The following is a 21,014-nucleotide window of genomic DNA, read 5'->3' on the forward strand; positions in this document are numbered from 1 at the left end:
GCGTCATGACCATGCCGCCCATCCCCGATCGGCTGGAGAAAGGACGCCCTTACCCGATGGGCGCGACGCCGGACGGACTCGGCACGAACTTCGCCGTCTTCTCGGCCAATGCCGAGAAGATCGAGCTCTGCCTGTTCGAGCCCACCGGGCGGCGGGAGGTGGCCCGCCTCGCCCTGCCGGACTGCACCGACGAGGTATGGCACGGCTATCTTCCGGGGGCCTTCGAGGGCCTGATCTACGGCTATCGCGCGTATGGTCCGTTCGATCCCGCGCGCGGCCACAGGTTCAACCCCGCGAAGCTGCTGCTGGATCCCTACGCGAGGCAATTATCGGGACAGCTCCGCTGGTCCGACGCCCTGTTCGGCTATCGGGTGGGCGGCATGCGGGGCGATCTTTCGCTCGACCGGCGCGACAGCGCGGCCGCAATGCCCAAGGGCATGGTGGTGGGCAATACGGTGGATTGGGGTGATGACCGCGCGCCCGATGTCGCATGGTCGGACACCGTGATCTACGAGACGCACGTGCGCGGCCTGACCATGCGTCGCAGCGATGTGAGACCTCACGAGCGCGGCACCTTCTCGGCGCTCGGCAGCCCCCGCATCATTGACCATCTGCTCAAGCTCGGCATCACCAGCGTCGAGCTGATGCCGATCCACGCTTTCTTGCAGGAGCGCTTCCTGCTGGAGAAGGGGCTGCGCAACTATTGGGGCTATTCGACCCTCGCCTTCTTCGCCCCCGAGCCCTCGTTCCTCTCCACGGGCTCGCTGCACGAGTTGCGGGCCGCCATCCGGCGCCTGCACGCGGCTGGCATCGAGGTGATCCTGGACGTGGTGTACAACCACACCTGCGAGGGCAATGAGCTCGGCCCCACGCTGTCGTTCCGCGGCCTCGACAATGCCAGCTACTACCGCCTCGTCCCCGGAGACGAGCGCTACTACATCAACGACACCGGCTGCGGCAACACGGTGAACCTCTCCCATCCGCGCGTGCTGCAGATGGTGATGGACAGCCTGCGCTACTGGGCCACGGCCTTTCGCGTGGATGGGTTTCGCTTCGACCTCGGGGTCACGCTGGGCCGGGAAGGCAATGGCTTCGATCCCGGCTCCGGCTTCTTCGACGTCATCCGCCAGGACCCGGTGCTCTCGCGCTGCAAGCTGATTGCCGAGCCCTGGGACATCGGACCGGACGGCTACCAGCTCGGCTGCCTGCCACCGGGTTTTGCGGAGTGGAATGACAGTTTCCGCGACGGCGTGCGCCGCTTCTGGCGGGGAGAGGAAGGCCAGCGCGGTAATCTCGCGGCGCGCCTGTCCGGATCGGGCGAGCTGTTCGATCGCCGCTTCCGCAAGCCGTGGGCCTCGATCAATTACGTCGCCTCCCACGACGGCTTCACGCTGGCCGATCTCGTTGCCTACGAGTACAAGCACAATCTGGCCAATGGCGAGGACAATCGCGACGGGCACGACGGCAATTACAGCGCGAACTGGGGCGAGGAGGGCCCGAGCCCGGACCTGGCCATCCAGGAGACACGCGCGCGCGTCGCCCGCGCCATGCTGGCGACCGTCTTCTTCTCCCACGGCACGCCCATGCTGCTGGCAGGCGACGAATTCTCCCGCACGCAGAGAGGCAACAACAATGCCTACTGCCAGGACAACGACATCTCCTGGGTGGACTGGGAGCAGGCGCAGGCGCCACAGGGCCGCAGCCTCACCGCCTTCGTCGCGCGGCTGAACGAGATCCGCGGCCGCTACCCCATCCTCCGCGCTCCGCGCTTCCTGCATGGGCATGAAGCGCTCAGCGAGAGCCTGCGCGACATCGGCTGGTTCGACGAGACCGGCGCCGAGCTGGCGGGCGAGGGATGGCATGCGGACGGGGGGCAGACGTTGGCCCTGCGCCGTGCCGGCCGCACCCCCACGGGCGGGTTCGACATCCTCCTCCTGCTGCTCAACGGGCGACCGCATCCCGTTTCCTTCACCCTGCCCGAACCCGTGCTCACCTGGCGCCTCCTGGTGGACAGCGCTGCGGGCGTCGTTCCCGAGGAGCGGGGCATCGTCGGGCAGACCGCCGTGGAAGGCCGCAGCGTGCGGCTCCTCGCCGCCCATATGGCACCCCACGCCGCGCCCTCTCCGGCGCCCCGCCCGGCCGCATCGCCCGCATGGCCGCCACCCACCAGATCGGACTTCTGAGAACGCCATGGACGACAGCCTTCGCGACCTCGCTCGTGCCGCCTGTGTCTCCCCCACCTGGCACGACGCGTTCGGACGCCTCCAGACGGTGCCGGCCGAAGCCTTGCGCACCATCCTCGCCGCGCTCGGTCTGCCAGCAGGCTCGCCCGGAGATCTCTCCGACAGCCTCGCCCGCGCCCGCCAGGGCGCGGCGTCAACCCCGCCTCTCGTGACGGCAGACGCCGGCGCGCCGGTGCGCGTCCCCCTGCCCGACGCCGACGGGCGTGTGCGATGGCACGTCACACTCGATGGCGGCGGCGTGGTGGAGGGAGAGACGGATGTGGAGAGGGGAAGCCTGCTGCTGCCCGCCCTCGACATGCCCGGCTACCACACCCTGGAGGCGGGCGGAACGCGCTGCACGCTCGCGGTGGCGCCGGCATGCTGCTTCGACATCGGCGACGCCACGGCGCAGGCCGACCCGCGCCTCTGGGGCCTCGCGGTCCAGCTCTATGCGCTGCGCCGGCAGGGCAAGGAAGGGGCCGGCGACGGCGGCATCGGCGACTTCACCGCCCTCGCCGATTTTGCCCGCGGCGCAGCGGCGCAAGGCGCCTCCGCCCTGGTGCTCAGCCCCGTCCATGCCTCCTTCTCAGCGGACATTCGTCATTTCAGCCCCTATGCGCCGTCGAGCCGCCTGTTCCTGAATGCGCTGCATGCGGACCCTGCCGCCCTGTTCGGCCCCGCAGCGACTGCCGCCGCCATCGCCGCCCTTGGCCTGTCGGAGCCCCTCTCCCGCTTCGCCCAGGCCGAAGCCGTGCCATGGCAGCCGGCGGGAGATGCCCGGCTCGCCATATTCCGCCGGCTCTACGAGACCGAGCTGCCCCTCCGTCCTGACCTTGAGGCGGACCTGGCAGCCTTCCGCGCCGCGGGCGGGGAGCCGCTGGAGGACCACGCCCGGTTCGAGGCCCTGCATGCCAGGATGTTCGGAGCCGATCCGGGCAAGTGGCATTGGCACACATGGCCGGAAGGCTTCCGCGATCCGCGCGGCGCGGCGGTCGCCGCCTTTGCCCGCAAGAGCGCGGCGGAGGTCGGTTTCCATGCCTTCCTGCAATGGGCCGCGGCGCGGGGGCTCGCGGACGCCCAGGCGGCGGCGCGGGCGGCGGGCATGCCCATCGGCCTCATCAGCGACCTCGCCGTGGGCAGCGACGGCGGCGGCAGCCAGGCCTGGAGCCGCCAGCAGGACATGCTCATCGGCCTGTCCATCGGTGCGCCTCCGGATCTTCTGAATTCCATCGGGCAGGCCTGGGGCCTCGCCGCCTTCTCGCCGCGCGCCATGGTGGAGACCGGGTTCCGGTCCTTCATCGACATGCTGCGCGCCGCCATGGCCCATGCGGGCGGGGTGCGCATCGACCACATCATGGGATTGATGCGGCTATGGATGGTACCCGACGGGGCCAAGCCCTCGGAAGGCGCCTATCTCGCCTATCCGTTCGATGACCTGGAACGTCTCGTCGCGCTGGAATCCCTGCGCCATCGGACCATCGTCACCGGCGAGGACCTCGGCACCGTGCCGGAGGGCTTCCGGGAGCGGCTGGCCCGGCGGCACATCCTCGGCATGCAGGTGCTGTGGTTCGAGCGCGACGCCGCGCGCTACACGCCGGCGGCCGATTATGCGGCCGCCTCCATCGCCGTGACCGGCACCCACGACCTGCCCACCGTCGCCGGCTGGTGGCGCGGGCGCGACATCGACTGGCGCACACCGCTGGGGCTGCTGGGCGAGAATATCGACGCGCCGCAGGCCAGAAGTGACCGCGAGGCCGACCGCGAGGCCCTGTGGTCCGCCATCGGCGCGGGTGCCCGTCCGGCGGCCGACGACCCCGCGCCGGTGCTCGACGCCGCCTTGCGCTTCATCGGCCGCACCCCCGCCCCGCTCGTGGTCATCCCCGTCGAGGACGCCCTCGGCCTCGTGGAGCAGCCGAACCTGCCGGGAACGGTGGACGAGCATCCGAACTGGCGGCGCCGCCTGTCGGCCACGGGGGCCGAACTGCTCGATGCGGCGGATGTGAAGGCACGGCTTGCCGCGCTCGACGACGCACGCCGCGATGGCCGGTCCGCCGCGGCCGGCGGCCAGCACAGGAGACATGCGTGATCCCTCCCCGCGCCACCGTCAGGCTGCAATTCCATAAGGCCTTCCCGCTGGATGCCGCGATCCCCCTGCTCGACTATTTCCAGGCGCTCGGCATCAGCCACATTTATTCCTCGCCCCTGCTCACCTCCCGCATCGGGTCGGGACATGGCTATGACACGGTGGACCACACCTCCCTCGACCCGGAAACCGGCGGGGAGGAAGCCTTGCGCCGCCTCGTGGCCGCGCTGCGGCTGCGCGGCATGGGGCTGATCCTCGACATCGTGCCCAACCACATGGGCGTGGGCGGCGGCGACAATCGCGTGTGGCTCGACGTGCTGGAATGGGGCCGGGCCAGCGCTTACGCTGAGGTCTTCGACGTGGACTGGGCCCCCGCCGACCCGCAGCTCGCCGGCAAACTGCTCGCTCCCTTCCTCGACCGCCCCTATGGCGTGGCGCTTTCCGCCGGGGCGCTGCAACTCACCTATGACGCGGCACGCGGCACGTTCCATGTCTCCCACCACGAGCACGTCTTTCCCATCTGCCCGCTGAACTATGCCGAAGTGCTGGCCGCCGCCGAACTGCCCGCCCTGACCGAGGCGCGGCTGCTGTTCGAGGAGATCGCCGCCACGCCCGCCCCCCATCCCGACCGGGTGGCGAGCGCCCAGGCGCGGCTTGCCCAAGCCGTCGCCGACGCCGGCGGCCCCGACCTCCTCGCCCCCCTCATCGCGGCTTTCGACGCCCGCACCGAGGATGGCAAGGCCCGCCTCCATGCCCTTCTGGAACGCCAGAACTACCGCCTCGCATGGTGGCGGACGGCGAACGACGACCTGAACTGGCGGCGCTTCTTCGACATCACCGGGCTCGCCGGCGTGAAGGTCGAGCGCGCTGACGTATTCGACCAGACCCACGCGCTCATCTTCCGGCTCTATGCCGAAGGGCTCATCGACGGCCTGCGCATCGACCATGTGGACGGCATCGCCGATCCCGGTGCCTATTGCCAGCGGCTGCGCCGCCAGCTTGAGAGCCTGGACGCCGGCCGGCCGGAGGACCTGCCCCCCGCCGGCTATGTGGTGGTGGAGAAGATCCTCCATCCGGGCGAGGTGCTGCCCGCCGACTGGCCGGTGGAAGGCACCACCGGATATGATTTCATGGACGAAGCCGCAGCCGTGCTGCACGACCCCGCGGGAGCGGCAGCGCTGACCGCCATCTGGCAGGATGCCTCCGGCGAGCGGGCGCCCTATGCGGCACAGCTCGAAGCAGCGCGGCGCCAGATCCTGCGCGAGGGCTTCGGCGCCGAGATGCAGACCGCCACCCGTTCGGTGCACCAACTCGCCCGCAGCGATCTCGACACGCGCGACATCACCGAGGCGGCGCTGCGCCGGGTGCTCAATGAGCTGGTGATCGCCTTCCCGGTCTATCGTTCCTATGTCACCGCGCAGGGTCGCACGGCGCAGGACGTCACCTTCCTCGGGCATGCGGCGGAGGACGCACGCAAGAGGCTGCCGCCCATCGATCATCCGGTGCTGGACCTGCTGTGGCGCTGGGTGAGCGGCGAAGCCCCGAAGGCGACCGGCGACATCTGGCAGGCCGGCACGCGGGACTATGCGCTGGCGAAATTCCAGCAGCTCACCGCGCCCATCGCGGCCAAGTCCATGGAGGACACGCTGTTCTACCGCTATGGCCGGCTGCTTTCGCGCAACGAGGTGGGTTCCGACCCACAGCATCTCGCCATGACGCCGGACGAATTCCACGCGCAGATGGCGCGGCGCGCGCAGACCCATCCGCACGCCATGCTCGCCACCGCCACCCACGACCATAAGCGCGGCGAGGACGCCCGCCTGCGCCTCGCGGTCCTGAGCGAACTGCCGCATGTCTGGTGCGACGTTCTCGATGCGCTGATGGCGCAGGCCGCGCCGTTCCGCTCCGAGCTGGCGGGAGGGCCAGCCCCCAGCGCGGCCGACGAGATCATGCTGTATCAGACCCTCATCGGCGCCTGGCCGCACATGCTGGCTCCCGATGACGCTGCGGGCACCGACGCGCTGTGCGCGCGGGTGGCCGAATGGCAGCTCAAGGCCCTCCGCGAAGCCAAGAAGCGCACCAATTGGGTGTTCCCGAACGATGCCTATGAGGCCGCTTGCCGTGATTTTCTTGATGCCTTGCTCAAGAGAGAGGACGGCGCTCCCGCCCGGCGGACCCTCGCGGATTTCGCCGCCCGCATCGGCGTTGCCGGCGCGCTCAACAGCCTGTCACAGATCGCACTGAAATATGCCGGGCCCGGCGTGCCCGACCTCTATCAGGGCACGGAATTCTGGGACCTCAGCCTCGTCGATCCCGACAACCGCCGCCCGGTGGATTATGAGGCGCGGATGGCCGCGTTCGCCGCCGACGCCCCGCCGCAGGACCTCATGGCGCATTGGCGGGATGGCCGGATCAAGCAGGCCGTCATCGGCCGCATGCTCGCGGCCCGTAGCGCCTGCCCCGACCTGTTCGCCTCCGGCAGCTATCGCCCTCTGGACGTGCGGGGCGCGCGCCAGGACAACGGGCTCGCCTTCGCCCGCGCGCTTGGACACGACAGCCTCATCGTCCTCGTCTCGCGGCTCGCGGCGCCGTTGCTGGACGGCCAGGCCCTTCCCCACATTCCCGCCGCCGCCTGGGAAGACACGGCGGCGATGGTCCCCGGCGGTTTCGCGGGCTCGTATGTGGACGTGCTGACCGGCGGGACGAGGAGCCTGGGTGAGGGGCCGCTCGCCTTCGCCGACGGCCTCACGGCCCTGCCGGTTGCCGTGCTGCTCAGATCCCGCGCGATCGCGGCATCCTGAAACCTAACCTGCGCTTTGCGCGTTCCCCTTGGGATCGGCGCCGCATCGGGGTAGATTCATTCGGTCGGCACGCTCGATACGCTGCCAGCATATCGCCGTGCCGCCTCCGTTCGGCCCCGCGCCCGAACGGCGAGTTGAGCCGCAGATGCCCGAGGAAGGGTATCGCGGCGAGCAGAAACGGGAGAGTGGGATGACCTCGAAGGCAGCGCGCCCCGCGCAGAACGACCAGCCCGCGAAACGGGTGGACCCGCTCGACGAGGCGCTGGCGGAGAGCTTTCCGGCCAGCGATCCGCCGGCGGCGACGAACATCACAGGCGCCGGCGCGGCGCGCGTGGACCAGCATGCCAAGCGCGCGCACGATCAGGCGGAATCGGATCTTCTGGACGAGGCGCTCGACGAGAGCTTCCCGGCCAGCGATCCGCCTGCCGTCACCCTGAAGCACGGCAAGGATGACGCCGACCCGGCCTGATCATCTGTCATGCTGACCTGTTTGAAATCCCCGCCGGAAGCCGGCGGGGATTTTGCTTATGCGCGGCCTCAGGCCGTCTCGCCATGCGCGCGGGTGGTCTCATAGAGGAACCAGGTGCGGCGCTCGGCTTCGTCGATCCAGTTCTCCAGCAGACTGGCCGTGGCCACGTCGCCATGCTCGTCGCACAGATCGTGCGTCTCGCGCATGTAGGAGGTGAGCTTGAGGTTGTCGTCCCGCAATTCCGCGAGCATGTCCATCGGCGTGACGAACTCGGCGTCATTGTCTTCCAGGCGCTGGAGCCGCGCCGCATGGCCGATCGAGCGCAGCGTCGTGCCGCCGATCTTGCGGGCGCGCTCGGCCATATCGTCAGTCATGGCGAAAAGCTGGTCGCCATGCTCGTCCAGCAGCAGATGGTAGTCGCGGAAATGCGGGCCGGACATGTGCCAGTGGAAATTCTTGGTCTTCATGTAGAGCGCGAACGTATCCGCGAGCAGGGTCGTCAGCGCCGCGGCGATGTCCTTCGTGGCGTTCGACGGCAGATTGCTCGGGGTCTGCAAAGGAGCCGTGCGGCGGGACTTTGCGGGTTTGCTAGCCATGGATCTAACTCCTGAAAGGCAAAGGCGGGCAGCCCATCGCCGCCAGCCCATGGAAGGAGATGACGCGCCCTTCCGGTCACGACCGTAATGAACGTCAGCGCAGCCGTATTGTTCGATCCGGGTATTGCCCGCCCGCCGGAGGCCTGACGGCGCGCGGCTAAAAGCTGCGTGGCGGATCGCCCCGCCTGCGGCATTGTGGGGGCGCGAGGGGCGCACGCACACCCCGGAGAAGACCGATGAAACTGACGCTTCCCGTGGTCCTGAGCTTCAACGGCGGCTATGTGGACACATCCGGCTTCCTGGCGCTCCAGGGCCTGTTCACCGCCCATGTGACGGGCAATTTCGTCACCTTCGGCGCCGCCATGGTGCTGGGCACGTCCGGGGCCATCGCCAAGCTGCTGGCCCTGCCGGTGTTCTGTGCCGTCATCGTCGGCAGCCGCCTCCTTGGCCTCTCCTTGGCGGCACGCAATCTGCCGGACCTGCGCATCCTCATGGGTCTCAAGCTGGTCCTGCTGGCAGCGGCCGCGGCCATATTCATCATGCTCGGCCCGTTCCACAATGCCGACGCCCTGCCGGCGCTGGCGGCAGGCATGCTGCTGGTGGCGGCCATGGCGATCCAGAACGGCGTTCACCGCACCCACCTGCCGGAAGCAGCCCCGTCCACCCTGATGACCGGCAGCACCACCCAGATCATGGTCGATCTCACCGACCTGATGCGCACCATTCCCGAGCCGCAGCGCCATACGGCCCGTGCCCGCCTGAGGCGGCTCGCGATGAATGTCGCGGCCTTCGCCCTCGGCTGCGGCATGGCCGCCCTGCTGTTCGCCATCGCCGGCGTATGGAGCTTCCTGCTGCCGCCGGTGATCGCCTTCGCCGGCTTCTTTGTGCCGCTGGCGGATGCGCCTCCGGCGGCGGGAAAGGCCTGAGGCGGCGTCAGGAGACCGCAGCCGCCTCGCCGCGCGGGTGATGCACGAGAAAGGTGCGGCGGGCCGCCTGCACCTGGGTCGCGATGAAGCCCTCCACCTCGGCAATGCGCCGGAGGCCGCGCATGTCCGCATGCACCGCGATCCAGTAGCTGCGCTCGAACCGCAGCGCCGGCAGCACCGGCACGAGGTCCGGATACGCCGCCGCGGCATAATCGTGCAGGATGCCGACGCCCGCGCCCGCGCGCACCGCCTCCATCTGCCCCACCACGCTCGCGCACTCGAAGCGGCGGGCGCAGAGGCCTGTCAGGACGTCCATATAGTCGAGACCCGGACTGTAGGTGAGATCCTGCACATAGGTCACCGCCAGCCGGTCGGCGAGGTCCGCCTCGCTGGCGACGGGGCCGTGCCGGTCGAGATGCCCGCGGGCCGCATAGAGGCTGAGCGAATAGCTGGTCAGCTTGCGCCCCACCAGCCGGCCGGTGCGCGGCCGGTCCAGCACCACGGCGATGTCCGCCTCGCGCTTGGAGAGGGAAAAGGTCTGCGGCAAGGGCACCAGCTGGATGACCAGATCCGGATGCAGGGCCGCGAAGGCGCCGAGCCGCGCGGCGAGGAAATAGGTGCCGAAGCCGTCCGGCGCGCCGATGCGCACCGTCCCGGACAGGCGCAGATCCGCATTGCCCAGCAACGACTGGGCCTTGACCATCTCGCCTTCGACCCGTTCAGCGATGGCCAGCAACTGCTCGCCCGCCGTGGTGAGCACGCAACCGGCAGGACTGCGTTCGAACACCTTGGCCCCGAGGTCGCTCTCCAGCGCATTGAGCCGACGCGTGACTGTGGCATGGTCGAGGCCGAGCTTGCGGGCGGCGGCCAGCATCTGGCCGTCCCGCGCCACGGCAAGGAACACACGGGCATGGTCCCAGTTCACATCTTTGCGCCTATTTCCGCAGAATGGTTTGGCAAACTTAGACGTTGATCCGCGTGGATGCCAGGACCGAGAGTGCGCGACCATTTTCTGCGGAGGCACGCCTTGGACACCATCGGCCATTTCATCAACGGGCAGCACATCGGCCCGGCGGCGGGCGAGCGCAGCGCCGCCACCTTCAATCCGGCCACCGGTGAGCAGATCGGCAGCGTTCTTCTGGCCAGCGCCGCGCGCACGGACGAGGCGGTCCGCGCCGCCGCCGCCGCTCTGCCGGCCTGGGCCTCGACCCCCGCCCCGGCCCGCGCCCGGGTGATGTTCCGCTTCAAGGACCTGCTGGAGCGGAACATGGACCGCCTCGCGGCCCTGATCACCCGCGAGCACGGCAAGACCGTCGAGGACGCCAAGGGCGAGCTCATCCGCGGCATCGAGGTGGTGGAATTCGCCTGCGGCATCCCGCACCTGCTGAAGGGCGAGTTCTCCGACCAGGTGGGCCGTGGCGTGGATACCTTCTCCATGCGCCACCCCGTCGGCGTGTGCGTGGGCATCACGCCCTTCAACTTCCCCGCCATGGTGCCGCTGTGGATGTTCCCGGTGGCGCTCGCCTGCGGCAACAGCTTCGTCCTGAAGCCCTCCGAGAAGGACCCGAGCCTGGCCCTCGTGCTCGCCGACCTGCTGGCCGAAGCCGGCCTTCCGAACGGCGTCTTCAACGTGGTCAACGGCGACAAGGAAGCGGTGGACGCGCTGCTCACTCATCCGAAGGTCGCGGCGGTGAGCTTCGTCGGCTCCACCCTGGTGGGCGAATATGTCTACCGCACCGCCTGTGCCCACGGGAAGCGCGCCCAGGCGCTGTGCGGGGCGAAGAACCACCTCGTGGTGATGCCCGATGCTGACCTCGACCGCACCGTCGATGCGCTCATGGGCGCGGGCTACGGCTCGGCCGGCGAGCGCTGCATGGCGGTCTCCGTCGCCGTGGCGGTGGGCGGCATCGGCGACGCGCTGATGGAACGCCTCGTGCCGCGCGTCCAAGCGCTGAAGGTCGGCCCGGGCACGGACCCGGACAGCGAGATGGGCCCGCTCGTCACCAAGGAGCATCTCGCCAAGGTATCCGGCTATGTGGACACCGGCGTCGCCGAAGGCGCCAAGCTGGTGGTGGACGGCCGCGGCCTGAAGCTCCAGGGCCACGAGGACGGCTATTACATCGGCGGCTGCCTGTTCGACCATGTGACGCCGGACATGAAGATCTACAAGGACGAGATCTTCGGCCCCGTGCTCGGCGTCGTCCGCGTGCCGGCGCTGGAAGACGCGCTGAAGCTGGTGAACGAGCACGAATACGGCAACGGCGCCGCCATCTTCACCCGCGACGGCGATGCCGCCCGCGCCTTCGATTATGGCGTGCAGGCGGGCATGGTGGGCATCAACGTGCCGATCCCGGTTCCGATCGCCTACCATTCCTTCGGCGGTTGGAAGCGGTCCATCTTCGGTGATCGCAACGTCTACGGCCCTGAAGGCGTCGGCTTCTACACCCGCGTGAAGACCACCACCACGCGCTGGCCGGGCGGCCTGCGCGGCGGAGCGGAATTCGTCATGCCCGTGCTGGCCTGATCCGCCGGCTACACGACCGGCCGCGAGCGGGCACCAAGCACTCCGCTCGCGGCCACGACCCCCGCCACGATCAGCGCGCAGCCGGCCAGTTGCGTCAGGTCCGGCCGCTCGCCGAGCAGGAAGACCGCCGTCAGCAGCGCCGCCGGCGGCGTCAAGGCGGTCAGCGCGGTGGCGCGTGCCGCCCCGAGGTTGCGCACCGCCGTCGTATAGGTGAGCAGGGCCACCACCCCGGCGAGGACGCCCTGGGTGACGAACTGCTGCGCCAGGACCATTCCCGGCGTCGCCTGTGCCGCAGCCCAGATCTCGCCCGCACCGAAGGGCACGAGCACGATGACCGACCACAGGCCGACGAAGGCCGCCGCCTCAAGCCCGGTGAGCCGGCTGTAGCGGAACGCCACCGTATAGACCGACCAGGCGAGGGACCCGGCGAGGATGGCGAGATGGCCGCGCCATGTTCCCGCCCCCATGTCGAACAGGCCGCGGCCGGTGATGGCGATCACGCCCACGGTGATGAGGGCGACGCCGGCCACCCGCGGCGCGGTGATGCGCTCGCCGAGCGCGACGGCCGAGAGCAAAGCGATGAACAGCGGCAGCGTGCCGGCCAGCAGCGGCCCGGCCTCCCCGGCGGGAGCGTAGTGGAGCCCCCACAGCACCAGGAACTGATAGGGCAGGCCCGCCGCCATGAGGCCGAGCAGCGCGAGCGGAGGCGCCTTGCGCGGGATCAGCCGGAACCGCCACCAGGCCGGCGCCAGGATGATGGTCGCCGTACCGAAGCGGATGAAGGCCAGCAGCGCCGGCGCCAAAGGCTGGCGCCCCTGCATGGCGAACCGCGTCGACACGATCCAGGTGGTCCAGATCAATACGGTGAGAACCGCGCCGATGAGGCCGAGGCGAAGAGAACGGCCGGCAGTGGCCGGGTCGGCTGACGCGGTCATCAAGATCCTCTTGGCGCGCGCGAGCGGCCGGAGGCGGGCCGCTTGGACAGATGGAAGCCGGTCGGAAAACACGACGCCGGCGAAAGGGAAGGCGGCACCATTGCCGCATGTGGCGGAGCGCGCCAACGCATAATTGCAATTGCCATCATGCGATTGCGTGATCCGGCCTGCGCCGCCGCACTCCTGCACCACCCCATACGCCGATGCCACCACGGACCGCCCGACCCGGCCCGGTCTCCGAAAACGGCCGAGACCCCGGATGGATCCATTTCCGCCCCCCGGCGCTTTCTCAACGTCAAGCTCGGCCGCGGGGGCGCCGATAGGCCGGAGCAAGGCGGAAAGGGAAAGCGGAACGACATGGCGCTATTTGAGAGCATGCTCGTCCTGGTGCTGCTGGCCATCGCGCTGCTGCAGATCTCCCGCGTGCTGCCGGTGCCCTACCCCACCCTGCTGGCACTGGCCGGCGTGGCCGTGACGGCCGTGCCATGGGCACCCGATATCGCCATCGACCCGCAGCTCGCCCTCGTCCTGTTCATCGCGCCGGCGCTGCTGGACGCGGCATATGACATTCCGCCCCGTGTCCTGTGGCGCAACCGCCTGCCGCTCGTCGCCCTCGTCGCCATGGCGGTAGTGCTGACCACGCTCGCGGTGGCGGCCTTCGGCGTTCTATGGGCTGGGCTGCCCCTCGTGGCCGCTGTGGCGCTCGGTGCCATCGTCGCCCCGCCGGATGCCGCCGCGGCGTCCGCCATGCTGAACCAGTTCCCCCTGGCGCAACGCACGGTGACGGTGCTCAAGGGCGAAAGCCTGCTGAATGACGCCGTGGCCCTTCTCATCCTCGGCACCGCCATCGGCGCCGCGTCGAAGACGGCCCATCTCTCGACGCTGCTGCCGGAACTCGCCCTCGCGGTGCCCGGCGGCATCCTCGCCGGCTACGGGATCGGCAGGGTCTATCTCGTCCTCGCCACGCGCCTTGCCGGCACACTGGGGGGAACGTTGTTCGAGTTCGCCGCCACGTTCGCGGTGTGGGTGCTGGCCGAGCGGCTTCACGTCTCCCCCATCCTCGCGGTGGTCGCCTTCGCCATGACGGTCGCGCGGGACATGCCCGAGCGCCAGTCGCCCCGCGACCGCGTGCGTTCCTATTCGGTCTGGGAAGCCTGCGTCTTCCTGCTCAACGTATTGGCGTTCCTGCTCATCGGCCTGCAGGCGCGCGCCATCATCCTGCGCCTTGAGCAGGCGGCGGTCTGGCAGGCCCTGGCATTCGGCGGCGCGGTCCTGGTGTTGGTGATCGCCGTGCGCCTCGCCTGGGTCCTCGCCTATCACGCGCTGGTCCGGCTGCTGGCCCGGCCGGGCAGCGGGCGGGACGCCGGCGGCTTCGGGCAGGCGGCGATCATCGGCTGGTGCGGCATGAGGGGCGTGGTGACGCTCGCCGCTGCCCTCGCCCTGCCATCCGACTTTCCGGCCCGCGACCGGATCGTGCTCGCGGCGCTGATCGTGGTGTTGGGCACGCTGGTCATCCAGGGGCTGACGCTCGGACCGCTGCTCCGCTGGATGCGGTTCGCCCCCGACGACAGTTTCGATCGCCAGTTGGCCGCGGCGCGCGTCGCCCTCCTCGACGCCGCCATCGCCCGGCTGGAGGCGAGCGACGGCAAGGCCGCCGCGCTGCTGCGGGAGGACTACCGGCGGGAACGGGAGGTGGCCGCCGGCGGCGAACACCCCCGGGCCGTCATCGAGAGCGACCGGCTGCGGCGCAAGGCGATCACGGCTAAGCGCGCTCTTCTGGCCGACATGCGGCGGCGCGGCGAGATCGAGGACGGCGTCTATCACGCGCTGGAGCAGGAATTGGACTGGTCGGAGCTGGCCGCTTCCCCGCCGGACCGTTTCAGGCTGGTGGAGGGCTAAGGTCCCGGTCCGCGTCGGTCCCCGCGGACTGCCGTGCCTCGCTGCAGGCTTGCGCCTGGAGGCGCTGGATGAGCCAGGAGCCGGCCGGCCCCGGCGGCGTGTCGGCACGATAGATGGCCTGGAGGTGATAGCGGCCGCCGCGCAGGTCCGGCAGGTCCAGCCGCACCAGGCGCCCCGCCGCAAGGTCCTCCCGAACCATGGGTTCGGGCAGGTTCCCCCAGCCGATGCCCTCGCGCAGCAGCATGTGCTTCGAGCCGATGTCGGCCAGCCGCCAGGTCCGGTTGCCCAGAACGGCGAATTCGACCCCCTCGGTCAGGCGGGAGCGATCGGTCAGCACAAGCTGCACATGGTCCCGCCCCGCCCCGGGCGGATTGTGGCCGGCCAGCGCCAGCGGGTGATCCGGCGCCGCCACGGGGATGAGATCGACGAAGCCGATGTCGATATGCTCCAGCGCCGGCGCCATCACCGGCAACGCCCCGCTCACGCCGATGACGGCCCGGCCGTTCAGGACCATCTCGGCCACCGCGCCGAGGGCCTCCACATAGAGCCGCAAGGTCACCGTGGGAAAGGCTTCGCTGAACGCCTTCAGGGCATCGACCACGCGCGCCGCGGGCAGCATCACGTCGAGGGCCACATGCACCTCGGCCTCCAGCCCCTCCAGCAGGCCCTTCACCTTGGCGCGCAACCCATCCATGCCGCTGGCGATGGTGCGCGCCTCGGCGAGGACGGTGCGCCCGGCCTCGGTCAGCTTCGGGGTCTTGGACTGGGTGCGGTCGAACAGCGCGACGCCGAGCTGAGTCTCGAGATTGGCGATGGCATAGCTGACCACCGAAGTGGCGCGGCCAAGCCGCCGCGCGGCGGCGGCGAAGCTGCCGGCCTCCACCACCGCAAGAAAGACCTGCAATTGATCATAGGTGGGGGTGCCGAACTGGGCCATTCGAAATCCTCGAACGATTCGCCCAATCCTATGCGAGATATTCGCTCACGCCAGGTGCCGCAGGGTGCGGCCGCATATGGCATCCCGACAGCAAAACGGCCCCCGAAGGGGCCGTTGAAGAGAACCGAACCCCTCAGTGGGCGGCCGGCGCGGCGCCGAGGTCGAGAATGGCCGCGACCTGCTGGAGGTCGGCGAGGTTACGCTCCGCCTTCTGGCGGCTCTCGTCGGAACGGGCGTCCGCCACGTCCTCCTGCGCATCCTTGATCAGCTGCTGGAGCGCGGCCCGGTCGAAGGTTTCCACCGGCGTCGCCTGCTCGGCGAGCACGGTGAGACCGGCCGGATTGGCCTCGGCGAAGCCGCCGCGCACGAACAGGCGCTTGTCCGCCCCGTCACCCTTCACGGTGAGGATGCCGGCGCTCAGCGTGGAGATGAACGGCGCGTGGCCGGCGGTGACGCCGAACTCGCCTTCCGTGCCGGGGACGATCACCTCGGTGACCTGCCCGGAGAACACGAGCCGCTCCGGGGAGACGAGCTCGAAAGAAAAGGTGGCCATCTGTTGTCTCCGACCTGAGCGATGCCGTCCGAAGGCCCAAGGCTCCGGGCCGCTCTGTTCCGATGCGCTCGGCTTCGCCCCAAAGGGGCTTCCCCCGATCCGCTCGGCCTCGCCCCCTCCGCGTCGCAGCCGCCGGACCGTGCCGGCGGCTCAATTCCTGCCGGGCGCCGCGCGGGCGCCCGAAAGAGCCTCAGGCTCAGGCCGCCTCGGCGGCGAGCTTCTTGCCCTTCTCGATGGCTTCTTCGATCGTGCCGACCATGTAGAAGGCCTGCTCGGGCAGGTGGTCGTACTTGCCTTCCACCAGGCCCTTGAAGCCCTTGATGGTGTCGGCGAGGTCGACCAGCTTGCCGGGCGAGCCGGTGAACACTTCCGCCACGTGGAACGGCTGGCTGAGGAAGCGCTCGATCTTGCGGGCGCGGGCCACGGTCAGCTTGTCCTCTTCACTGAGCTCGTCCATGCCCAGGATGGCGATGATGTCCTGCAGCGCCTTGTAGCGCTGAAGCGTCTGCTGCACCTGGCGCGCCACGTTGTAGTGCTCCTCGCCGATCACCAGCGGGGAGAGGATGCGCGAGGTGGAGTCGAGCGGATCCACCGCCGGATAGATGCCCTTTTCCGCGATGGAGCGCGACAGCACGGTGGTCGCGTCCAGATGGGCGAAGGAGGCGGCCGGCGCCGGGTCGGTCAGATCGTCGGCGGGCACGTAGATGGCCTGCACCGAGGTGATCGAGCCCTTGGTCGTGGTGGTGATGCGCTCCTGCAGGGCGCCCATGTCGGTGGCCAGCGTCGGCTGGTAGCCCACCGCCGAGGGAATGCGGCCGAGCAGAGCCGACACTTCCGAGCCGGCCTGGGTGAAGCGGAAGATGTTGTCCACGAAGAACAGCACATCCTGGCCCTGGTCGCGGAAGTGCTCGGCGACGGTCAGGCCGGTGAGCGCCACGCGGGCACGGGCGCCCGGAGGCTCGTTCATCTGGCCGTAGACCAGGGCGCACTTGGAGCCGGCAGCCGAGCCGTTGTGCTCATGCGGGTCCACGTTCACCTTGGACTCGATCATCTCGTGATAGAGATCGTTGCCCTCGCGGGTGCGCTCGCCGACGCCGGCGAACACGGAATAGCCGCCGTGCGCCTTCGCGATGTTGTTGATGAGCTCCATGATGAGCACGGTCTTGCCCACGCCGGCGCCGCCGAACAGGCCGATCTTGCCGCCCTTGGAGTAGGGGGCCAGCAGGTCGACCACCTTGATGCCGGTGACGAGGATCTCGGCCTCGGTGGACTGGTCGGCGTAGGACGGGGCCGCCTGATGGATGGCGCGGGTGGTCTCGCCGACCACCGGGCCCAGCTCGTCCACCGCTTCGCCGATCACGTTCATGATGCGGCCGAGGGTAGCCTCGCCCACCGGGACCATGATCGGAGCGCCGGTATCGCTGACCGGCTGGCCGCGCACGAGGCCCTCGGAGGAGTCCATGGCGATGGTGCGGACGGTGTTCTCACCGAGATGCTGCGCCACTTCGAGCACCAGGCGGTTGCCCTGATTGGTGGTCTCGAGCGCGTTCAGGATTTCCGGCAGGTGACCATCGAACTGCACGTCGACGACGGCGCCGATGACCTGGGTGATGCGTCCGTTCTTGTTCGCCATGTTCATACGTCCTTTGTCCTTGACCGCGCTGCCGTCAGAGCGCTTCGGCGCCGGAGATGATTTCGATGAGTTCTTTGGTGATCTGGGCCTGACGCGTCCGGTTGTAGATCAGCGTCTGCTTCTTGATCATGTCGCCCGCATTGCGGGTGGCATTGTCCATGGCGCTCATCTGCGAGCCGTAGAAGGAGGCCTGGTTCTCCAGAAGCGCGCGGAACACCTGCACCGCCACGTTGCGCGGCAGGAGGTCGGCGAGGATCTCGCTCTCCTCCGGCTCGTAGTCATAGACCGCCGCGGCCACGCCCTCGGCCTTCTCGGGGAAGGTGGCGGGAATGAGCTGCTGGGCGGTCGGGATCTGCGAGATCACGCTCTTGTAGTGCGCGTAGAACAGCGTGCAGACGTCGAACTCGCCCTTGTTGAAGCGGTCGATGATCTTTTCCGCGATCTCCCGGGCGTTGACGAAGCCGAGGGTGCGCACCGAGCGCAGGTCCACCAGTTCGACGATCTGCCCCGGATAGAGCCGGCGGAGCTGGTCGTAGCCCTTCCGGCCGACGCAGAAGAACTTGACGTCCTTGCCTTGGCCGATGAGCAGGTTCGCCCGCTCGCGGGCGAAGCGCACGATCGAGGTGTTGAACGCGCCGCACAGGCCGCGCTCCGAGGTGCAGACGAGCAGCATGTGCTTCTCGTCCTTGCCCGTGCCGGACAGCAGCAGAGGCGTGTCCGAGCTCAGCGTCATGCCGGAGGCGATGTTGCCGAGCACGCTTTCCATACGCTCCGCATAGGGGCGGGCGGCTTCCGCGGCCAGCTGGGCGCGACGCAGCTTCGCCGCGGCGACCATCTGCATCGCCTTGGTGATCTTCTGCGTCGCCTTCACCGAGGCGATGCGGTTTCTCAGGTCTTTCAGGCTCGCCATCGCACCCGTCCCTTCAACTCAGAGGCCCGAGGGCACCGATCAGGCGAAGCTCTTGGCGAAAGCGTCGAGGGCCTTCGTCAGGTTCGCGATGGTGTCCTTGGAGAGCTCCTTGGACGTGCGGATGGTGTCGAGGATGTCCTGGTGCTGCGAGCGCAGCGCCAGCAGCAGCCCGGTCTCGAACTCGCGCACCTTGCCGACCGGCAGGGCGTCCAGATAGCCGTTGGTGCCGGCGTAGATCACCACGACCTGCTCTTCCACCTTCAGCGGAGCGAACTGGCTCTGCTTCAGCAGCTCGGTCAGGCGGGCGCCGCGGTTCAGCAGCTTCTGGGTCGAGGCGTCGAGGTCCGAGCCGAACTGGGCGAAGGCCGCCAGCTCGCGATACTGGGCGAGCTCGCCCTTGATCTTGCCCGCCACTTGCTTCATCGCCTTGATCTGGGCCGAGGAGCCCACGCGCGATACCGACAGGCCGACGTTCACCGCCGGGCGGATGCCCTGGTAGAACAAATCGGACTCAAGGAAGATCTGACCGTCGGTGATCGAGATCACGTTGGTCGGGATGTAGGCCGACACGTCGTTCGCCTGGGTCTCGATGACCGGCAGGGCGGTCAGGGAGCCGGCGCCGTTCTCGTCGTTCAGCTTCGCGGCGCGCTCCAGCAGGCGGGAGTGCAGGTAGAACACGTCGCCGGGATAGGCTTCGCGGCCCGGCGGGCGGCGCAGCAGCAGCGACATCTGGCGATACGCGACGGCCTGCTTGGACAGGTCATCGTGGATGATCAGGGCATGCATGCCGTTGTCGCGGAAATACTCGCCCATGGCGGTGCCGGCGAACGGCGCCAGGAACTGCATCGGGGCCGGATCGGAAGCGGTGGCGGCGACGACGATGGAATATTCCAGCGCGCCCTGCTCCTCCAGGATCTTCACGAACTGGGCCACGGTGGAGCGCTTCTGGCCCACGGCGACGTACACGCAGTAGAGCTTCTGGCTCTCCGGCGCGCCGGCCACGTTCAGCGGCTTCTGGTTGAGGATCGCGTCAAGCGCCACGGCGGTCTTGCCGGTCTGGCGGTCGCCGATGATCAGCTCGCGCTGGCCGCGGCCGATCGGGATCAGCGCATCGATGGCCTTGAGGCCGGTCTGCATCGGCTCGTGCACGGACTTGCGCGGAATGATGCCCGGGGCCTTTACGTCCACACGGCGGCGCTCGCTCGAATCGATCGGGCCCTTGCCGTCGATCGGATTGCCGAGCGCGTCCACGACGCGGCCCAGCATGCCGCGACCGACCGGAACGTCCACGATGGCGCCGGTGCGCTTGACGGTCTGGCCTTCCTTGATCTCGCGGTCCGAGCCGAAGATCACGATGCCGACATTGTCGATTTCGAGGTTCAGCGCCATGCCGCGCGTGCCGTTCTCGAACTCGACCATCTCGCCGGCCTGGACATTGTCCAGACCGTAGACGCGCGCGATGCCGTCGCCGACCGACAGAACCTGGCCAACTTCGGAGACCTCAGCCTCCTGACCGAAATTCTGGATCTGCTCCTTGAGGATCGCGGAGATTTCAGCGGCTCGAATGTCCATCAGCGGACCTCTTTCATCGCATGCCGGATAGAATTGAGTTTGGTCTTCAGCGAGGCGTCGACCATGCGCGAGCCGAGCTTCACAATGAGACCACCGAGGATGGACGGATCGACGGTCACGTCGAGGCTCACGTCCTTGCCGGTCTGTTGGGCGAGCGCCTGTTTCAGCGTCGCATAATGGGTGTCGTTCAGCGGCTCGGCCACCGTCACCTGCGCCACGCTCTGGCCGCGGCTCGCGGCCACCAGGGCGCTGAACGCGTCACAGATGCTGGACAGCGCGAACAGGCGGCGATTCTGCGCCACGAGCTTCACGAAATTCGCCGAAAGGCCGGCAATGCCAACCGCCTGGAGCACCGCGGTGACAGCCTTGAGCTGCTCCTCGGCGGTGAACACCGGGCTCTTCACCAGCCGCGCCAGATCGGCGCTTTCCGCGATCAGACCCTTGAACCTGTCGAGATCCGCCGCCACGGCGTCGGTGGAGCCGGCCTCCTGGGCCAACTCGAACAGAGCGGTTGCATAGCGCCCCGCCATGCCTGACACGATCGTCTCCACCAGCCGCACCTCTCTCCGATCTGCCTGACTGGCGCACCATTCCAGAAATGTGCGCTAAGCCCTTGATCTGTAGGGAAGATTTTTCTTGGCCCCAGGACAGCATTGAATGCTGCATCCCGAGCGTCGCGGGTTCCCTAACACACGCGCTTTCGTGCGGCAACACGGTCAAAATCTGGCCACCGTGCTGCATTGACGCACCGGACGAGGCATAGGCGCGCACAGCGCGTTCCCAAGGGGAAAAGCAGAGCGCGCCGGAAACCGCACTCGACGCGCTTCAACGAGCCATCCATGCGGCTCGGAACGTCCGGCGATATCTGGAAAATTCTTTTCAGATCAAGATATTGCCTGGGAGTTCAGCGTCACCGCCCACGGCGCCGGCCCGCCCGTGTCCCATGCAGAACCG

Annotated in this window: 16 protein-coding genes; 7 read left to right on the forward strand and 9 right to left on the reverse strand. The window is 68.8% G+C overall.

Going from position 1 to position 21,014, the window contains the following annotated elements:
• Positions 1–11 precede the first annotated feature (11 nt).
• The 4 genes from glgX (at position 12) to YU1_RS30280 (ending at position 7,575) form a co-directional block, all read left to right on the forward strand.
• The gene (gene glgX / locus YU1_RS30270; protein ID WP_084539992.1) at positions 12–2,183 is read left to right on the forward strand and encodes a glycogen debranching protein GlgX; all 2,172 of its coding nucleotides are present in this window, start codon (positions 12–14) and stop codon (positions 2,181–2,183) included.
• Between the two features lie 7 nt (positions 2,184–2,190).
• Positions 2,191–4,308 carry a 4-alpha-glucanotransferase gene (gene malQ, locus YU1_RS30275; RefSeq protein ID WP_051357047.1) on the forward strand — a complete coding sequence of 706 codons (2,118 nt, stop codon included), beginning with the start codon at positions 2,191–2,193 and terminating at the stop codon, positions 4,306–4,308.
• Positions 4,305–7,106, forward strand: a complete 2,802-nt coding sequence (treY, locus tag YU1_RS0119670) for a malto-oligosyltrehalose synthase (protein WP_029005546.1) — start codon at positions 4,305–4,307, stop codon at positions 7,104–7,106. Before malQ ends, treY begins: the two co-directional genes overlap by 4 nt.
• Positions 7,107–7,251: 145 nt before the next feature.
• On the forward strand, positions 7,252–7,575 hold the full coding sequence (locus tag YU1_RS30280; protein WP_198018991.1) for a hypothetical protein: 324 nt from the start codon (positions 7,252–7,254) through the stop codon (positions 7,573–7,575).
• Between the two features lie 68 nt (positions 7,576–7,643).
• Here YU1_RS30280 and YU1_RS0119680 read toward each other — a convergent pair whose 3' ends face one another.
• The gene (locus YU1_RS0119680) at positions 7,644–8,171 is read right to left on the reverse strand and encodes a Dps family protein (RefSeq protein ID WP_029005548.1); all 528 of its coding nucleotides are present in this window, start codon (positions 8,169–8,171) and stop codon (positions 7,644–7,646) included.
• A gap of 236 nt (positions 8,172–8,407) precedes the next feature.
• Here YU1_RS0119680 and YU1_RS30285 point away from each other — a divergent pair, with 236 nt between their 5' ends.
• Positions 8,408–9,097 (forward strand): YoaK family protein, encoded by a 690-nt coding sequence (locus YU1_RS30285; protein WP_051357048.1) that lies wholly within the window; start codon positions 8,408–8,410, stop codon positions 9,095–9,097.
• A 7-nt stretch (positions 9,098–9,104) separates the two neighbouring features.
• Here the strand turns inward: YU1_RS30285 and YU1_RS30290 are convergent, their stop codons facing one another.
• Positions 9,105–10,022, reverse strand: a complete 918-nt coding sequence (locus tag YU1_RS30290) for a LysR family transcriptional regulator (RefSeq protein WP_051357049.1) — start codon at positions 10,020–10,022, stop codon at positions 9,105–9,107.
• Between the two features lie 57 nt (positions 10,023–10,079).
• On the opposite strand from YU1_RS30290, the gene YU1_RS0119695 reads away from it, so the two are divergent.
• Complete coding sequence (locus YU1_RS0119695) at positions 10,080–11,621, forward strand: CoA-acylating methylmalonate-semialdehyde dehydrogenase (RefSeq protein WP_051357050.1); 1,542 nt, start codon at positions 10,080–10,082, stop codon at positions 11,619–11,621.
• Positions 11,622–11,629: 8 nt separating this feature from the next.
• On the opposite strand, the gene YU1_RS0119700 is transcribed toward YU1_RS0119695, so the two are convergent.
• Positions 11,630–12,556: a DMT family transporter gene (locus YU1_RS0119700; protein ID WP_035716008.1), complete on the reverse strand. Its 927-nt coding sequence runs from the start codon at positions 12,554–12,556 to the stop codon at positions 11,630–11,632.
• A 357-nt stretch (positions 12,557–12,913) separates the two neighbouring features.
• Here YU1_RS0119700 and YU1_RS0119705 point away from each other — a divergent pair, with 357 nt between their 5' ends.
• Positions 12,914–14,455 carry a cation:proton antiporter gene (locus YU1_RS0119705; protein WP_029005551.1) on the forward strand — a complete coding sequence of 514 codons (1,542 nt, stop codon included), beginning with the start codon at positions 12,914–12,916 and terminating at the stop codon, positions 14,453–14,455.
• Here the strand turns inward: YU1_RS0119705 and YU1_RS30295 are convergent.
• From YU1_RS30295 to YU1_RS0119735, 6 genes are all read right to left on the reverse strand, one after another.
• Complete coding sequence (locus YU1_RS30295; RefSeq protein WP_051357052.1) at positions 14,436–15,392, reverse strand: LysR family transcriptional regulator; 957 nt, start codon at positions 15,390–15,392, stop codon at positions 14,436–14,438. The genes YU1_RS0119705 and YU1_RS30295 overlap by 20 nt on opposite strands.
• A 133-nt stretch (positions 15,393–15,525) precedes the next feature.
• Positions 15,526–15,945 carry a F0F1 ATP synthase subunit epsilon gene (locus YU1_RS0119715; RefSeq protein ID WP_029005552.1) on the reverse strand — a complete coding sequence of 140 codons (420 nt, stop codon included), beginning with the start codon at positions 15,943–15,945 and terminating at the stop codon, positions 15,526–15,528.
• Positions 15,946–16,141: 196 nt separating this feature from the next.
• Positions 16,142–17,578 (reverse strand): F0F1 ATP synthase subunit beta, encoded by a 1,437-nt coding sequence (gene atpD / locus YU1_RS0119720; RefSeq protein ID WP_029005553.1) that lies wholly within the window; start codon positions 17,576–17,578, stop codon positions 16,142–16,144.
• A 34-nt stretch (positions 17,579–17,612) separates the two neighbouring features.
• On the reverse strand, positions 17,613–18,488 hold the full coding sequence (locus tag YU1_RS0119725) for a F0F1 ATP synthase subunit gamma (protein WP_029005554.1): 876 nt from the start codon (positions 18,486–18,488) through the stop codon (positions 17,613–17,615).
• 39 nt (positions 18,489–18,527) lie between these two features.
• On the reverse strand, positions 18,528–20,060 hold the full coding sequence (gene atpA / locus YU1_RS0119730) for a F0F1 ATP synthase subunit alpha (RefSeq protein WP_029005555.1): 1,533 nt from the start codon (positions 20,058–20,060) through the stop codon (positions 18,528–18,530).
• The gene (locus YU1_RS0119735; RefSeq protein WP_035716012.1) at positions 20,060–20,590 is read right to left on the reverse strand and encodes a F0F1 ATP synthase subunit delta; all 531 of its coding nucleotides are present in this window, start codon (positions 20,588–20,590) and stop codon (positions 20,060–20,062) included. Before YU1_RS0119735 ends, atpA begins: the two co-directional genes overlap by 1 nt.
• Positions 20,591–21,014: the final 424 nt, after the last annotated feature.

Source organism: Azorhizobium doebereinerae UFLA1-100, assembly GCF_000473085.1.
In the GTDB taxonomy this organism is placed as follows: Bacteria; Pseudomonadota; Alphaproteobacteria; order Rhizobiales; family Xanthobacteraceae; genus Azorhizobium; species Azorhizobium doebereinerae.

What these genes read in the sequence shown, in the direction of transcription:
- glgX (WP_084539992.1), top strand. Translation starts at nt 12, where the DNA reads ATGCCGCCCATCCCCGATCGGCTGGAGAAAGGACGCCCTTACCCGATG.
- malQ (WP_051357047.1), top strand. Translation starts at nt 2,191, where the DNA reads ATGGACGACAGCCTTCGCGACCTCGCTCGTGCCGCCTGTGTCTCCCCC.
- YU1_RS30280 (WP_198018991.1), top strand. Translation starts at nt 7,252, where the DNA reads ATGCCCGAGGAAGGGTATCGCGGCGAGCAGAAACGGGAGAGTGGGATG.
- YU1_RS0119680 (WP_029005548.1), bottom strand. Translation starts at nt 8,171, where the DNA reads ATGGCTAGCAAACCCGCAAAGTCCCGCCGCACGGCTCCTTTGCAGACC.
- YU1_RS30285 (WP_051357048.1), top strand. Translation starts at nt 8,408, where the DNA reads ATGAAACTGACGCTTCCCGTGGTCCTGAGCTTCAACGGCGGCTATGTG.
- YU1_RS0119695 (WP_051357050.1), top strand. Translation starts at nt 10,080, where the DNA reads ATGCCAGGACCGAGAGTGCGCGACCATTTTCTGCGGAGGCACGCCTTG.
- YU1_RS0119700 (WP_035716008.1), bottom strand. Translation starts at nt 12,556, where the DNA reads ATGACCGCGTCAGCCGACCCGGCCACTGCCGGCCGTTCTCTTCGCCTC.
- YU1_RS0119705 (WP_029005551.1), top strand. Translation starts at nt 12,914, where the DNA reads ATGGCGCTATTTGAGAGCATGCTCGTCCTGGTGCTGCTGGCCATCGCG.
- YU1_RS30295 (WP_051357052.1), bottom strand. Translation starts at nt 15,392, where the DNA reads ATGGCCCAGTTCGGCACCCCCACCTATGATCAATTGCAGGTCTTTCTT.
- YU1_RS0119715 (WP_029005552.1), bottom strand. Translation starts at nt 15,945, where the DNA reads ATGGCCACCTTTTCTTTCGAGCTCGTCTCCCCGGAGCGGCTCGTGTTC.
- atpD (WP_029005553.1), bottom strand. Translation starts at nt 17,578, where the DNA reads ATGGCGAACAAGAACGGACGCATCACCCAGGTCATCGGCGCCGTCGTC.
- YU1_RS0119725 (WP_029005554.1), bottom strand. Translation starts at nt 18,488, where the DNA reads ATGGCGAGCCTGAAAGACCTGAGAAACCGCATCGCCTCGGTGAAGGCG.
- atpA (WP_029005555.1), bottom strand. Translation starts at nt 20,060, where the DNA reads ATGGACATTCGAGCCGCTGAAATCTCCGCGATCCTCAAGGAGCAGATC.
- YU1_RS0119735 (WP_035716012.1), bottom strand. Translation starts at nt 20,590, where the DNA reads ATGGCGGGGCGCTATGCAACCGCTCTGTTCGAGTTGGCCCAGGAGGCC.